The 12,468-nt window shown below is 65.9% G+C and carries 14 protein-coding genes; 6 read left to right on the top strand and 8 right to left on the bottom strand.

Features of this window, described 5'->3' with window-relative positions; genetic code table 11:
- The first annotated feature begins 96 nt into the window (after positions 1-96).
- From ISG32_RS14760 to ISG32_RS14735, 6 genes are all read left to right on the top strand, one after another.
- Positions 97-843, top strand: a complete 747-nt coding sequence (locus ISG32_RS14760) for an SDR family oxidoreductase (protein WP_194771782.1) — start codon at positions 97-99, stop codon at positions 841-843.
- A complete protein-coding gene (locus ISG32_RS14755; RefSeq protein WP_194771781.1) occupies positions 843-1,490 on the top strand; it encodes a MarC family protein in 648 nt (215 codons plus the stop codon). Before ISG32_RS14760 ends, ISG32_RS14755 begins: the two co-directional genes overlap by 1 nt.
- Before the next feature lie 19 nt (positions 1,491-1,509).
- A complete protein-coding gene (locus ISG32_RS14750; protein ID WP_194771780.1) occupies positions 1,510-2,214 on the top strand; it encodes a response regulator in 705 nt (234 codons plus the stop codon).
- A gap of 6 nt (positions 2,215-2,220) precedes the next feature.
- Positions 2,221-3,660 (top strand): two-component system sensor histidine kinase CreC, encoded by a 1,440-nt coding sequence (gene creC, locus ISG32_RS14745; RefSeq protein ID WP_194771779.1) that lies wholly within the window; start codon positions 2,221-2,223, stop codon positions 3,658-3,660.
- Between the two features lie 220 nt (positions 3,661-3,880).
- Positions 3,881-5,365: a cell envelope integrity protein CreD gene (creD, locus tag ISG32_RS14740; RefSeq protein ID WP_194771778.1), complete on the top strand. Its 1,485-nt coding sequence runs from the start codon at positions 3,881-3,883 to the stop codon at positions 5,363-5,365.
- On the top strand, positions 5,362-5,622 hold the full coding sequence (locus tag ISG32_RS14735; RefSeq protein ID WP_228529829.1) for a hypothetical protein: 261 nt from the start codon (positions 5,362-5,364) through the stop codon (positions 5,620-5,622). The genes creD and ISG32_RS14735 overlap by 4 nt, the downstream gene beginning before the upstream one ends.
- Before the next feature lie 3 nt (positions 5,623-5,625).
- Here ISG32_RS14735 and ISG32_RS14730 read toward each other — a convergent pair whose 3' ends face one another.
- From ISG32_RS14730 to ISG32_RS14695, 8 genes are all read right to left on the bottom strand, one after another.
- Entirely contained in the window at positions 5,626-6,147 is a 522-nt protein-coding gene (locus ISG32_RS14730) for a hemerythrin domain-containing protein (RefSeq protein WP_194771777.1), read from the bottom strand.
- Positions 6,148-6,340: 193 nt separating this feature from the next.
- The gene (gene map / locus ISG32_RS14725) at positions 6,341-7,150 is read right to left on the bottom strand and encodes a type I methionyl aminopeptidase (RefSeq protein WP_194771776.1); all 810 of its coding nucleotides are present in this window, start codon (positions 7,148-7,150) and stop codon (positions 6,341-6,343) included.
- Positions 7,147-7,389, bottom strand: a complete 243-nt coding sequence (locus ISG32_RS14720) for a ParD-like family protein (protein WP_194771775.1) — start codon at positions 7,387-7,389, stop codon at positions 7,147-7,149. Before ISG32_RS14720 ends, map begins: the two co-directional genes overlap by 4 nt.
- Positions 7,390-7,647: 258 nt before the next feature.
- A complete protein-coding gene (locus tag ISG32_RS14715; RefSeq protein WP_194771774.1) occupies positions 7,648-8,307 on the bottom strand; it encodes a phosphoadenosine phosphosulfate reductase domain-containing protein in 660 nt (219 codons plus the stop codon).
- Positions 8,308-8,383: 76 nt separating this feature from the next.
- Positions 8,384-9,067 (bottom strand): ABC-type transport auxiliary lipoprotein family protein, encoded by a 684-nt coding sequence (locus ISG32_RS14710; RefSeq protein ID WP_228529828.1) that lies wholly within the window; start codon positions 9,065-9,067, stop codon positions 8,384-8,386.
- 23 nt (positions 9,068-9,090) lie between these two features.
- The gene (locus ISG32_RS14705) at positions 9,091-10,083 is read right to left on the bottom strand and encodes an MlaD family protein (RefSeq protein WP_194771773.1); all 993 of its coding nucleotides are present in this window, start codon (positions 10,081-10,083) and stop codon (positions 9,091-9,093) included.
- Positions 10,083-10,955, bottom strand: coding sequence for an ABC transporter ATP-binding protein (locus tag ISG32_RS14700; RefSeq protein WP_407645064.1), 873 nt, complete (start codon positions 10,953-10,955; stop codon positions 10,083-10,085). The genes ISG32_RS14705 and ISG32_RS14700 overlap by 1 nt, the downstream gene beginning before the upstream one ends.
- A gap of 27 nt (positions 10,956-10,982) precedes the next feature.
- On the bottom strand, positions 10,983-12,104 hold the full coding sequence (locus ISG32_RS14695) for an MlaE family ABC transporter permease (protein ID WP_194771771.1): 1,122 nt from the start codon (positions 12,102-12,104) through the stop codon (positions 10,983-10,985).
- Between the last annotated feature and the right edge of the window lie 364 nt (positions 12,105-12,468).

Genomic DNA, 12,468 nt, shown 5'->3' with positions numbered 1-12,468 from the left:
ACACATGCGACCGCACAAGCATGCAGCAGATGCGCCAGCCCTTGGGATTTGACGACAATCTGGCGGAACCGATATTGGCATAAACGGAGACTTGCTTTGAACAAGATCGCACTCATCACTGGCGGCAGTCGCGGCATTGGAGCGGCAACGGCGTTGCTCGCGGCAAGCCAGGGCTGGGCCGTGGCGATCAACTACGTGCGCCATGCCCACGCGGCCGAAGACCTCGCCCGCAAGATCCGCGGCGCGGGCGGTACGGCCATCACCATCCAGGCCGACGTCTCGGTCGAGGCCGACGTGATCACCATGTTCGACACGCTCGACCACGAACTCGGCCGCATCACCGCGCTGGTCAACAACGCGGGCGTGGTGGACCACGCCTCGCGCGTCGACCAGATGCTCGGCGACCGCCTGCGCCGCATGTTCAGCATCAACGTGCTGGGCAGCTTCTACTGCGCGCGCGAGGCGGTGCGCCGCATGAGCACCCAATACGGCGGCGAAGGCGGCAGCATCGTCAACGTCTCGAGCGCCGCGTCGCGTCTCGGCTCTCCCCATGAATATGTCGACTATGCGGCCGCCAAGGGCGCCATCGACGTGATGACCATCGGCCTTGCCAAGGAAGTGGCCGCCGAGGGCATTCGCGTGAACGCCGTGCGCCCCGGCTTCATCGAGACCGAGATCCATGCGAGCGGCGGTCGCCCCAACCGGGTGAACGACCTGATTCCCGGCGTTCCCATGGGGCGCGGCGGCACGCCCGAGGAAGTGGCCGAGAGCATCGTCTGGCTGATGTCCGACGCCTCGCCTTTCACCACCATGTCCTTCCTCGAAATCTCCGGGGGCCGCTGATGGATCTGAAACCGCTCATCTCGCTGCTGGCCATCGTCAATCCGCTGGCCATCGTGCCGTTCTTCATCCACTACACGCAGGGCTTCAGCGACGAGCAGAAACGCCAGACGGTGCGCACCGCCGCGTTCAGCACGTTCCTCGTGATCTCGGGCTGTGCGCTGCTGGGCCTGCAGGTGCTCGATTTTTTCAACATCTCGCTGCAGAGCTTCCAGGTCGGCGGCGGCATGCTGCTTTTGATCAGCGCGATCAACATGCTCAACGCGCGCCCTGCCGAAGACAAGCCGAACAGCGAGACGCTGGAAGCCGGCGCCGAAAAGGCCGCCATGGGCAACAGCATCGCCGTCGTGCCGCTGACGATCCCGCTGCTGACCGGCCCGGCCGCCATGTCCACCGTGGTGATCTACGCCAATCAGGCGCACACCATCTGGCAGCATGTGGTGCTGCTCGGCTACGGCCTGGTGCTCGCGGGCGCGGTGTGGGTCTGCTTCTCGCTCGCCGAGCCGATCTCGCGCGTGCTCGGCAAGACCGGCATCAACGTGATGACGCGACTCATGGGCCTGATCCTCGCCGCGCTGGCCGTGGAGGTCATGGCCGTCGGTCTGCAGAAGCTGTTCCCGATTCTGACCACCCGCTACCCGCCGCTGTGAAGCAAGATTGAACCGCCGCATGCCCGCACGACTCCTCCTCGTCGAAGACGATCCCGCGATTGCCCGCACCGTGATCTACACGCTGGAGCGCGAAGGCCTGCAGGTCAGCCACAGCCTGCTGCTGGGCGACGCGCGCGCGCAGCTCGTCGCCACGCGCTTCGATGCGCTGATCCTCGACGTCGGCCTGCCCGACGGCAACGGTCTCGAACTGCTGCGCGAGCTGCGCCAGCACCCGCAGCACCAGTCGACGCCGGTGCTGGTGCTGAGCGCCCATGGCGAAGAGATCGACCGCGTGCTCGGCCTCGAACTCGGCGCCGACGACTATGTCGCCAAACCGTTCAGCCCGCGCGAACTTGCGGCCCGCGTGAAGGGCCTGCTGCGCCGCGCCGCGCCGATTCCGCCCGCATCCGCGCCGCAGCCGGACGGGCGCGGCCCGTTCCATGACGACGCGGTCGGCCAGCGCATGCGCTTCAACGGTCAGCCGCTGGCGCTCACCCGGCGCGAATACCGGCTGCTGTCCACGCTGCTCGCCGGAGCCGGCCGCATCCACTCGCGCGACCACCTGCTCACCGCCGCCTGGGGCGACGACAGCGAGAGCACCGACCGCACCATCGACACCCACATCAAGACCCTGCGCGCCAAGCTGCGCGCGGTGGACGCGAGCTGCGACTACATCAGCACGCATCGCGGCATGGGCTATTCGCTCGAAGTGCCCAAGGGCTGATCCGCCATGCGCCTCGGCCTGCGCCTGCTGTTCGCTTTCTTTCTGATCAACGGCATCGCCGCGTTCTTCGTGCTGCGGGTGTTCACCGCCGAGATCAAGCCGAGCGTGCGCGAAGTGATGGAAGACATGATGGTGGACACCGCCAACATCCTCGCCGAACTCGCGAGCGAAGAAGTGGCGAGCGGGCACATGAGCCTCGCCAATCTGCGCACGCAGGACAGCACGTTCGCGCGCAGCGTCAAGCGCTATGCGATGCGGCCGGTGGACGCGAGCATCTGGGGGCTCTCCAAGCAGTCGCTGGACTACCGCATCTACGTGGTGGACGCGACCGGCCACGTGATCTTCGACAGCGAGGGCCGCGCCGAAGGCATGGACTACTCGCGCTGGCGCGACGTGGCGCTCACGCTGAAGGGCCAGTACGGCGCCCGCGCCTCGCGCGACGTGGCGGACGACGATTCGAGCGGCGTGATGTACGTGGCCGCGCCGATTCTCGTCAACGACCGGATCATCGGCGCGCTCACCGTCGCCAAGCCCACGCGCACGGTGCAGCGCTTCATCGAGCGCGCCGAGCGCAAGGTGCTCAAGGGCGGCGTGCTGCTGCTCTCGCTCTCGGCGCTGGTCGGCATCGCGATCACGCTGTGGATCGTCTGGCACGTGCGGCGGCTGCGCGACTACGCGCTGAGCGTGCAGGCGCCCACCAGCACCTCGAGCGCCACGCCGCCCGTGCCCGAAGTGCCGGGCGAACTGGGCGATCTCGCGCGCGCCATGGACCACATGCGCGAGCGGCTTGAAGGGCGCGACTACATCGAGGGCTATGTGCGCGCGCTCACGCACGAGCTCAAGAGCCCCGTGGCCGCCATTCGCGGCGCGGGCGAGCTGCTGCAGGACGATCTGCCGCCAGCCGACCGCGAACAGTTCGCGGCGCAGGTGGTCGAGCAGAGCGAGCGTCTGCAGCGCCTGATCGACCGGCTGCTGGAGCTCAGCAAGCTCGAGCAGCGCCAGCACGCCGATCCGGCCAAACCCGTGTCCCTGCATGGCTGCGCCGAGCACGCGCTCGCGCAATGCTCGGCCCGCGCACGTCAGCGCCGTGTTCAACTGGTTCTTTCAGGCGCAGGCGCGAGCGGCCCGTGGGAGGCCGATCTCGTCACCCTTGCCATCGGCAACCTGATCGACAACGCCATCGACTTTTCGCCCGAAGGCGGCACCGTGCGCATCGAGGTGCAGGGCAACCACGTCAGCGTCAGCGACGAAGGTTCCGGCGTGCCCGAGTACGCGCTGCCGCGCCTGGGCGAGCGCTTCTTCACCACCGCGCGGCCCGACGGCACGCGCAGCGGCTCGGGTCTCGGCCTCGCCATCGTGCGCCGCGTGCTCGACCTGCATGGCGGCGACTGGCAGCTCAGCAACCTGCATCCGGGCTTCCGCATCCGCCTGCAATTCGGGCATTGACCAAATACGCCCCCTGAGTCGCTTGGGGCCGCGCCAGTTTCATGCGCTGCAGGAAGCGCGACGCCTCACTGATCACTGGTCACTGGTCACTGGTCACTGGTCACTGGTCACTGATCCGTGATTGAGAGAGTGACTTCACCCTCGCTTCACAAACTTCATTTCGTCATCACGCCACGCGCAAAAACTGCGCTCCATGAAACACCCATCATGGAGCCATATCTTGAGATTCCCCCTCCTCACCAAACTGACGGCGCTGCTGCTCGTCATCGTGCTGTTGATGTTCGGTCTGTCGATGATCGAAGGCGTGGTGCGCGACCGCCAGTACTACCGCAGTGAAACCGAGCGCAGCGTGGTGCAGAGCCTCGCGGGTTCGCAGACGCTCGTTGGCCCGATCATCCACAGTTCCTGCGTCGAGAGCTGGGATGTGGTCAGCGGCACCGGCAAGGACCGCAGCGTGCAGGAGCATCGCCGCGAGTTCATGCTCACGGCCCTGCCGGAGAACCTCAAGGTGCGCACCGGCGCGGTGATGGAGGAGCGCGCACGCGGCCTGCACAAGGTGAACGCGTACACGCTCAAGGCCCACGTGACCGCCGAATGGCCGGGCCTGGCGCAGCTGCAGCCCCAGCGTTCGATGAAAGAGTCGCGCATGCAGTGCGGCGCGCCGATCCTGATGATGGGCGTGGGCGACGCGCGCGGCATCCGCACCGCGCAGATGGAACTCGACGGCAAGAGCGTTTCGCTCAAGCCCGGCACCTTCCACCCGATCTACACGCGCGGCCTACATGCCTCGCTGCCCGATTCCATCCGCAGCGACAAGGACCCCGTGAACGTCTCGCTCGACCTCGAACTGGTGGGCACGCGGAACGTCTCCTTCGTGCCGATCGCGGGCAACAACGACGTGCAGATGCAGAGCGGCTGGCCGCACCCCTCGTTCGCGGGCCGGTTTCTTCCGTCCGAGCGGGACGTGAGCGACGAGGGCTTCCAGGCCAACTGGCGCGTGTCGTCCCTCGCCACCACCGCGCAGCAGGACGTGCGCCTCGGTCGTCGCGTCTGCAATGCGGGAGCGGATCCGGAAGACCAGTACGGCGCACGCACCTACAGTCCCCAAGAGGCCGCTGTCGCAGCCAACGAGGTCTCGACGATTCCAACCCAGCCCGCCCCGGGCTGCGCCGACAGCTTCAGCGTCTCCTTCGTCGATCCGGTGAACCCCTATTCGCTGTCCGACCGGGCGATCAAATACGGCGTGCTGTTCATCGCCCTCACCTTCGTCGCCGTGGGTCTGTTCGAGCTGATGAAAAAGCTGCGCGTGCACCCGGTGCAGTACCTGCTCGTCGGCGCCGCGTTGTGCAGCTTCTTCCTGCTGCTGGTGAGCCTTTCCGAGCACCTGTCGTTTGGCCTGTCGTACGCGATGGCCTCGGGGGCCTGCGTGCTGCTGCTGGGCTACTACGCGAGCCACATCCTCGGGGGCTGGAAAATGGGCTTTCCGTTCGGTCTCGGCATCGCGCTGCTCTACGGCATGCTCTATGTGCTGCTGCAACTCGAGCAGACCGCGCTCGTCGTCGGTGCGATCGCGCTGTTCGTGGTGCTGGGTGCGGTGATGGTGCTGACGCGCAAGGTGAACTGGTACGAGCTCACGGCGCGCAACAACGGAAGCGGCAACAACAACAGCAACATCAACAAGCCACACGAAGGAGCCGCAGCATGATCACCCTCGCCCGCCCCGAGTGCAGCGGCCCATCGCTGTCGCATGACGAAGTCCAGCGCGTGCAGCGCTACCACGACCGCCTGACCCGGGCGCTTGCCGCGCGCGACCAGCAGTCGCTGCGACGCGCCAAGCAGCGCGTGCTGGCGGCCGCCTACGCCCCGAGGCGACGCATCGGCTCACCCGCGTTCCGCAACGCGCTGCGGCAGCTCTCGTGGCACATGGCGGCCATGCTGCTCACGCGGGACCGGGCCCGTTGACGATCAGTGAACGGCAGCGGCGTGCGCCTCATCGCGCTCTTGCGCTTCGTCCTCACCCGAGGAGCACGCGCCGCCGCAGCCATGGATGGGCTCGCTGGGCAGGAGATCCGGAGAGGTCACCTCGCCCGTGAGCGGGTTGTAGCCCACGCGGCGCAGGTGCAGCGCGAGCGCCGCGTCCATCATCTGCGTGTGCTGCACCACCCAGACCGCGAGCTCGCGGCCCATCTCGCGCAGCACGAACAGTTCGCCCTTTTCCGCACGCACCAGCCCCTCGCGCATCACCTGCAGCACCACCTTGTGCTGCACGCTGTGGCAGTTGCCCGAGGCAAAGTGCGTCGCCTCCATCCAGCGGTCTTCCTGGCCGAAGTGATGTTCCGTATGGGTGATCAGGTCCTCCCACACAGGAATCAGCTCGACGTCCTCCGCCGCGTCCACCGCCTGCAGCAGCTCGACGAATTCCCTGTGCGTGTCGTCCATCATCGGCAGGTCCAGCGCCAGCTCCTCGGACCATCTGAGAGTGCTCATTGCTTGTAGCTCCTTTTCGGTTGAGCCTGAAGCAAGCATCGCCATATGCCATGGATTTGTTTCAGGTGTTGCCGAAGGTTAGAAGCCCAAGAGTGCATACACTTTGATATACATCAGCGCCTGACGGCACCGACATGCAGGCCGCAAGCGACGGCTCCATCAGCCACCGCATTCGGAGCCGGCACGGCCTGGGTTAGATGGCCGGATAGCTGCCCGTGCCATCGGGCCACGGCGTGAGCACTTCAAACCCTGTCTCCGTCACCACCACCATGTGCTCCCACTGCGCGGAGAGCGACTTGTCATTGGTGATGACCGTCCAGCCGTCGCTGAGCTCGCGCGTGGCCGCCTTGCCCGCGTTGAGCATCGGCTCGATGGTGAAGATCATGCCCGGCTCGAGCACCAGCCCCTGGCCCTGCACGCCGTAGTGCAGCACCTGTGGGTCATCGTGATAGACCGTGCCGATGCCATGACCGCAGTACTCGCGCACCACGCCAAAGCGCTCGCGCTGCGCGATGCTCTGGATCGCATGGCCGATGTCGCCCAGCGTCGCGCCCGGCTTCACGGCACGGATGCCCGCAAGCAGCGCTTCGTACGTCGTCTCGACCAGCCGCCTCGCCTGATTGCCCGGCTGTCCCACGTAGTACATCCGGCTCGTGTCACCGATCCAGCCGCGCGGCGTGGTCACCGCCACATCCACATTGATGATGTCGCCATCCTTGAGGATCTCCGTCGCCGACGGAATGCCGTGGCACACGACGTGGTTCACCGACGTGCACACCGTCTTGGGAAACCCGCCATAGCCGATGTTCGTGGCCACGCACTGCAGCTCGTTCACGATGTAGTCGTGGCACAACCTGTCGAGATCATCCGTGCTCACGCCAGGCTGCACATGCGGCGTGAGCATCGCCAACACCTTCGCCGCCAGCCCCCCCGCCTCGCGCGACAGGTCAATCTCGTCCGCACCCCGAATCGGCACGGAGCGCACTTTTCCGCGACGACTCATGCCTTGCTCCCCACCAGACGCACTGGCGCTGCGGCGGCGCTCAGCCCCTCTTCGTCCGCCTTGCGCGCATGGGCCAGCAACAGCGCGCAGATGCCCGCGTAGTTGAGGTGTGGATGATTCTCCGCCAGCTGCCCCACGCGCAGCCAATGTTCGGCCTGTGCGTTGATGGAGCGGCTCATGGCTGAGCTGGAAAGACGGATCTGATCGTGCAGATCGTCGGAGATTTTGACGATTCCCATCCAGAAATTATACGATCCATATACAAACCATATATCCATCAAGGAAACCCACCGAGGCACGAGCGCAGCAAAGTGCCGAGCACACCTCTTCAGATCTGACTTCCGGCGGTTGTCCGAGCGGAGCGCGCAGCGCGAAGTCGAGTTCCGCCGGAGGACTTCAAAGCGCGTTTTTGATTACTTTTTGCGCGCCGAGCAAAAAGTGATTGCCCCGCCGGGGGCAGTCCCGGCCTCCGCCCTCCACCCCAAGACAACAGCGAATCAATGCGAAAGATGCAACCCGCACTCGCGGTTGTCTTCCCCCTTGGTAGGGTCCACGTAGTCAAAGTTGTTGGGCAGACCATGCTCGACGAGGTATTCATAGAGCTGCTTGGACGACCAGTGCAGCAGCGGCGCCACCTTGATCAGCCCATCCGGGTTGATGCTCACCGGCTCCATCGCGGCCCGCACCGCCGTGTCCGTCGCGCGCAATGCAGTGAACCAGACCTGCGGCGCCGTCTCCCGCAGCGCACGCGCAAATGGCTCCAGTTTCACCTCGGCGGTGAAGGCCTCGTGGCGCGGATCATCCAGCGCGGGCACCGGCCCATCCACCGCCTCGCGGTGTGCGCGTGAACGCAGCGGCAGGTAGATGCTCAGGTTCAGCCCGAGTTGCTTGGTGACTTCATCGGCGAACCGGTACGTCGCCTCGGTGTTGTAGCCGTTGTCCATCCAGATCACGCGCATGTCGGGCTGAGCCTTGGCGCACATGTGCAGAATCACCGCCTCGAACGGGCGGAAGTTCGTGGTGACGATGTTGATCTTGCCGAGGCCCACGGCCCAGTCGACGAGGCCCTGGGCATCGTGGCCAAGCGTGGCGTTGACGTGGGCGAGATCGATGCTGCCGTGATGGGGGTTGCTGCTGCTGTCTTGTGCTGGGCTCATGGTGCTCGGCTTCAGGTCAATTCAAAAAAACAAAAAACGCAAAAAACAAAGACTCAAATCGCGTTGGCGGCTCGGTTCAGCGCCCGGATTGTTCGACCCACTTGGCGATGTCTTCCGCCACCTGCGCCGCCGCATCGGCCAGCGCCTTGGCTCCGCCCGCTGCGTTCGGCGAGGCCGCAGGGCGCTGGGCCACGAACAGGCGCTGCGCGACCAGTTCGTCACCCGCCTTGAGCGAGTCGACGAGCGAGGCGCGCACGCGCACCAGACCGACGCTTTCGCGCTCGGAGCTGAACACCTGGCTGAACTCCTCGACCTCGGCACGCAGCACCGTCGGCGACTTGCCGCCCTTGACCTGCTGGTCGATGTTGGTGTCGCCATAGATCACGGCACGCTGCGGGCTCAGGCGGTCGCGCACGGCCTGCTGCATCAGCGTGGCCGGAGTCTGGCTCCAGCGCGCGAGCGTGTAGGGGTGCAGCAGTTGGCCGTTGGAATAGGCCAGACGATAGAACACCGCCGTGCGTCCGTCAGGCAGGCCGGTGGAGTTGAAATCGCTCAGCGCGATCGGCGGCAGAGTGAGCTTCTGCACGGCCTGATCGGAAGGCAATTGCTGCAGGCCGGGGCCGAAGTCATACACATCGGCGCGCTGCGGCGGCGTGGGCAGGATCGAGCCGCAACCAGTCACGGCCAGCACACCGAGCATCAGCACTGCTGCGGCCAGACCTTTCGTGGAACGCTTCGTCGGGAAGATGGCGGTGTTCATGAGCGGATGCCTCGTTCGTTGGTTCATTTCGTCGCCGCTGGTGCGGTGGGGGCCGGCGCGACGAAGCCGACTTCGCCTGGACCCGCGGAGCCCTTGCCGTTGCCGTAGATCAGCGACTGCGGGTTGTCGCTGATGTTGTCGGCCGTGCGGCCAAGGCGGTGCGCGGCGCGGCCCGTCTCTTCGGCGGCGCGGTTCAGGCGCGGCAGGGTCACGCGGCCGAAGCGATCGGCCGCTGCGGCCAGCGACTGCGCGCTGCTCGCGATTTCCTTGACCGGGCCGCCCTCCTGGCTCAGGCCCTGCACGGTCTTGCCGATGTCGTTGGCGGCCGCCGCGGCGCTGTTGCCAGCGGCGCGCAGCGAGGCCAACGTCTGCTGTGCGTCCTTGGCCAGAACCGGCATGGTGGCGAGCGCCGGATCCAGCTTGGTGGCCACCGTGTTGTCAAGGCGCTTGACCAGCACGTTCACATTGCCCGCCGCCTCGCCGAGCTGGGCGATGGCCGTGCTGAAATTCTTCTGGTTCTCTTCGCCCAGCAACGTGTTGAGCTTTCGCGTCGCCTCGTTCACCTGCACCATGATGTTGGGAATCTGCTCGGCGATCTGGCTGAACTGCGAGGACTGCAGCGGCAGGCGCGGAATGCCGTCTTCACCCGGCGCAATCGGCTCGATGGGCGCATCCGCGTCGTCGAGCTGCACATGGGCCAGACCCGTCACGCCCTGATAGCCGAGCGTCGCGAAAGTGGTGTTGCTGATCGGCGCGTTCTCGTTCACCGCGATGCGGATCAGCACGTTGCCGGTGGCCTCGCGGTCAAAGCCGACCGAGGTGACCTTGCCGACCGCCACGCCCTTGTAGCGCACGGCGGCCTGCGGCTGCAGACCCGTGACGCTTTCCTTGCTCGAGAGCTCGAAGACCTTGTAGTCGGTCTTGTCGCGCGAAAGCCAGAGACCGAGGCCGGCGAGCAGGGCCGCCACCACGATCACGAAGATGCCCGCAGCCAGTGCGTGAGACTTGTTTTCCATCAGCTTTCCTTGACCGGAAATCCAGCCAGCTCAGGAGGCAGCGCCTCCATGGCTCTGCGGCCGCGATCTCCGAGAAAAAAGTGGTGAATGAAGGGGTGGTCGAAATGCACCACCTCGGCCGGAGTGCCGGTGACGATCACGCGCTTTTCGGCAAGCACGGCGACCGTGGTCGAGAGCGCAAACAGCGAATCCAGATCGTGCGTGACCATGATGACGGTGAGTCCGAGCGTCGCGTGCAGTTCCTTGAGCAGCTCGCAGAACTCGTCCGAGCCGTTCGGGTCGAGCCCGGCCGTGGGCTCGTCGAGCAGCAGGAGCGGCGGATCCATGATCAGCGCGCGCGCCAGTGCCACGCGCTTGATCATGCCGCCCGAGAGGTCGGCAGGCATGCGCGTGGCGACTTCGGGCTTGAGGCCGGCCATCTGCAGCTTGACCAGCGCCGCGTCGTGAATCACGTCCTGCGGCAGCGTGCCCTGCTCCTTGAGCGCGAAGCCGATGTTGTCGAGCACGTTGAACGCCGAGAACAGCGCCCCGTGCTGGAACAGCATGCCGACGCGGCTGGTCGCCCCCTCGGTGGTGAGGTCGCTCGCCGGATGACCGAGCACGGTGACCGCGCCGGTCGTCGGCCGGGTGAGCCCCAGAATGTGGCGCAGCAGCACCGTCTTGCCCGTACCCGAGCCGCCCACGAGCGAGACGATCTCGCCCTTGCGCACCGTGAGGTCCAGGTCCTTGTGCACGGTGAAGGCGTCCGCGCCCTCGCCGAACACGGTCGAGAGATTCCTGATCTCCACCACCGCCGGCGCATCGAGCGGCGGCGGTGCGGGAGCATGCGACGGCGCCGGTGACGTCGGGGCTGGGGCCGCGCCGGCCATCATGGACTGTTTGGTCGATGCGTTCATCGCTCAGAACCCCACATTCTTGAACGCGATGGCGAACAGCGCGTCCACGATGATGACCATGGTGATCGCGCTCACCACCGAGGCCGTCGTGCCTTCGCCGAGGCTCTGCGTATTGGGCTCCACTGACAGGCCCCAGTGGCATCCGATCAGCGCGATGAACACGCCGAACACCACCGACTTCCCCATCGCCAGCCACAGGTTGGACACGTTCACCGCCGCAGGCAGGGCCTGCACGAAATACGCGGGCGAGATGTTCATCGCCAGGTCGGCGGCAAGCATGCCGCCCGCGAGCGCGGCGAGGGTGGTCCACAGCGCGACCAGCGGCATCGCGATGCCCAGCGCCAATGCGCGCGGCATGACAAGGCGAAAGCCATGCGGAATGCCCATCACGCGCAGCGCGTCGAGCTCTTCGGTCACCCGCATCACGCCGATCTGCGCGGTGATCGCCGAGCCTGATCGACCTGCCACGAGAATCGCGCCGAGCATCGGCCCGAGTTCGCGGATCAGCGAGATGCCGAGAATGTTGACGATGAACGCCTCCGCGCCGAACTGCCGCAGCTGCAGCGACATCAGATAGGCCAGCACCACGCCGATCAGAAACCCCACCAGCGCGGTGATCGGCAGCGCCGTCGCGCCCATGCGGTACAGATGCGCGGAGATGTCGCGCCACGGGCCCTTGCGCGGGTTCACGGCGAGCCGCCCGAGATCGAACACCAGTTGCCCGATCAGCGCGACCAGATCCTTGAAATGCACGAACGCGCCGAACAGCAACACGCCCAGATGGCACATCTGCGCATAGAGCCACGGCGTGGTTCTCGGCGGCGCCTCGACCTTGCTGAAGCGCTCGAGCTGCTCGAACACCTCCTGCTGCGCGGGCGTGAGCCGCCAGCTGGCAGGAGGCCGCTTGCCCCAATGGTTCCAGAGAATCTGCGCGCCCACGTGGTCAAGGCGCTCGATTTCCTGCAGATCCCATTCGGCCTCGCCGCCCGCGCTCTCGAGCTGCGCATCCAGCCGCTTCCACACCTGCCGGTCGGCAAAGGCCGCGGACACCCACTCCCCTTGCGCCTTGACGCTGGAGCGGTTGCCTCTTTCGGACAGTATCGAAGGCGGGTTGGTAATCTGCATGGCAATGTATTGGCGGCCAGATCCGACGGATCATGGCTCAAGGGAACCTCTGCACGAAAGTCACTGATTTTGCACTCTTGGCGGCCGCAGGGGCGCCTGCACGGCAAAACCCGTCAACCGAGCAGGCCCTGCCCGCCTCCGCCCTGCGCGCACCCGTCGCATCATTCCACAAAAAGAAAAGGCGCTTGCGCGCCTTTGCTCCCGAATGCTGTCGGACAAGTGCCTGTAAGAGCGTGTTTACGATCTTCACACGGTCTTGCAGGCGCGGCCTCGGGCGGTCTGCCGCGTTGCAAATCCTCGCAATAGCCCGAGCTATTGCTGCGGTTTGCGCCTTGCAGAGCATCCCGATCCGCATCCTGCAAGC

It is taken from the genome of Diaphorobacter caeni (genome assembly GCF_015354245.1).
Classification (GTDB): Bacteria; Pseudomonadota; Gammaproteobacteria; order Burkholderiales; family Burkholderiaceae_C; genus Diaphorobacter_A; species Diaphorobacter_A caeni.
Note: the sequence above shows the minus strand (reverse complement) of the source record. Positions and strands in the feature narration are given on the sequence as shown.

Bases quoted from the DNA above. Each gene is read 5' to 3' on its own strand.
- ISG32_RS14755 (WP_194771781.1), top strand. From the start codon at position 843: ATGGATCTGAAACCGCTCATCTCGCTGCTGGCCATCGTCAATCCGCTG.
- ISG32_RS14750 (WP_194771780.1), top strand. From the start codon at position 1,510: ATGCCCGCACGACTCCTCCTCGTCGAAGACGATCCCGCGATTGCCCGC.
- creC (WP_194771779.1), top strand. From the start codon at position 2,221: ATGCGCCTCGGCCTGCGCCTGCTGTTCGCTTTCTTTCTGATCAACGGC.
- ISG32_RS14735 (WP_228529829.1), top strand. From the start codon at position 5,362: ATGATCACCCTCGCCCGCCCCGAGTGCAGCGGCCCATCGCTGTCGCAT.
- ISG32_RS14730 (WP_194771777.1), bottom strand. From the start codon at position 6,147: ATGAGCACTCTCAGATGGTCCGAGGAGCTGGCGCTGGACCTGCCGATG.
- map (WP_194771776.1), bottom strand. From the start codon at position 7,150: ATGAGTCGTCGCGGAAAAGTGCGCTCCGTGCCGATTCGGGGTGCGGAC.
- ISG32_RS14720 (WP_194771775.1), bottom strand. From the start codon at position 7,389: ATGGGAATCGTCAAAATCTCCGACGATCTGCACGATCAGATCCGTCTT.
- ISG32_RS14715 (WP_194771774.1), bottom strand. From the start codon at position 8,307: ATGAGCCCAGCACAAGACAGCAGCAGCAACCCCCATCACGGCAGCATC.
- ISG32_RS14710 (WP_228529828.1), bottom strand. From the start codon at position 9,067: ATGAACACCGCCATCTTCCCGACGAAGCGTTCCACGAAAGGTCTGGCC.
- ISG32_RS14705 (WP_194771773.1), bottom strand. From the start codon at position 10,083: ATGGAAAACAAGTCTCACGCACTGGCTGCGGGCATCTTCGTGATCGTG.
- ISG32_RS14700 (WP_407645064.1), bottom strand. From the start codon at position 10,955: ATGATGGCCGGCGCGGCCCCAGCCCCGACGTCACCGGCGCCGTCGCAT.
- ISG32_RS14695 (WP_194771771.1), bottom strand. From the start codon at position 12,104: ATGCAGATTACCAACCCGCCTTCGATACTGTCCGAAAGAGGCAACCGC.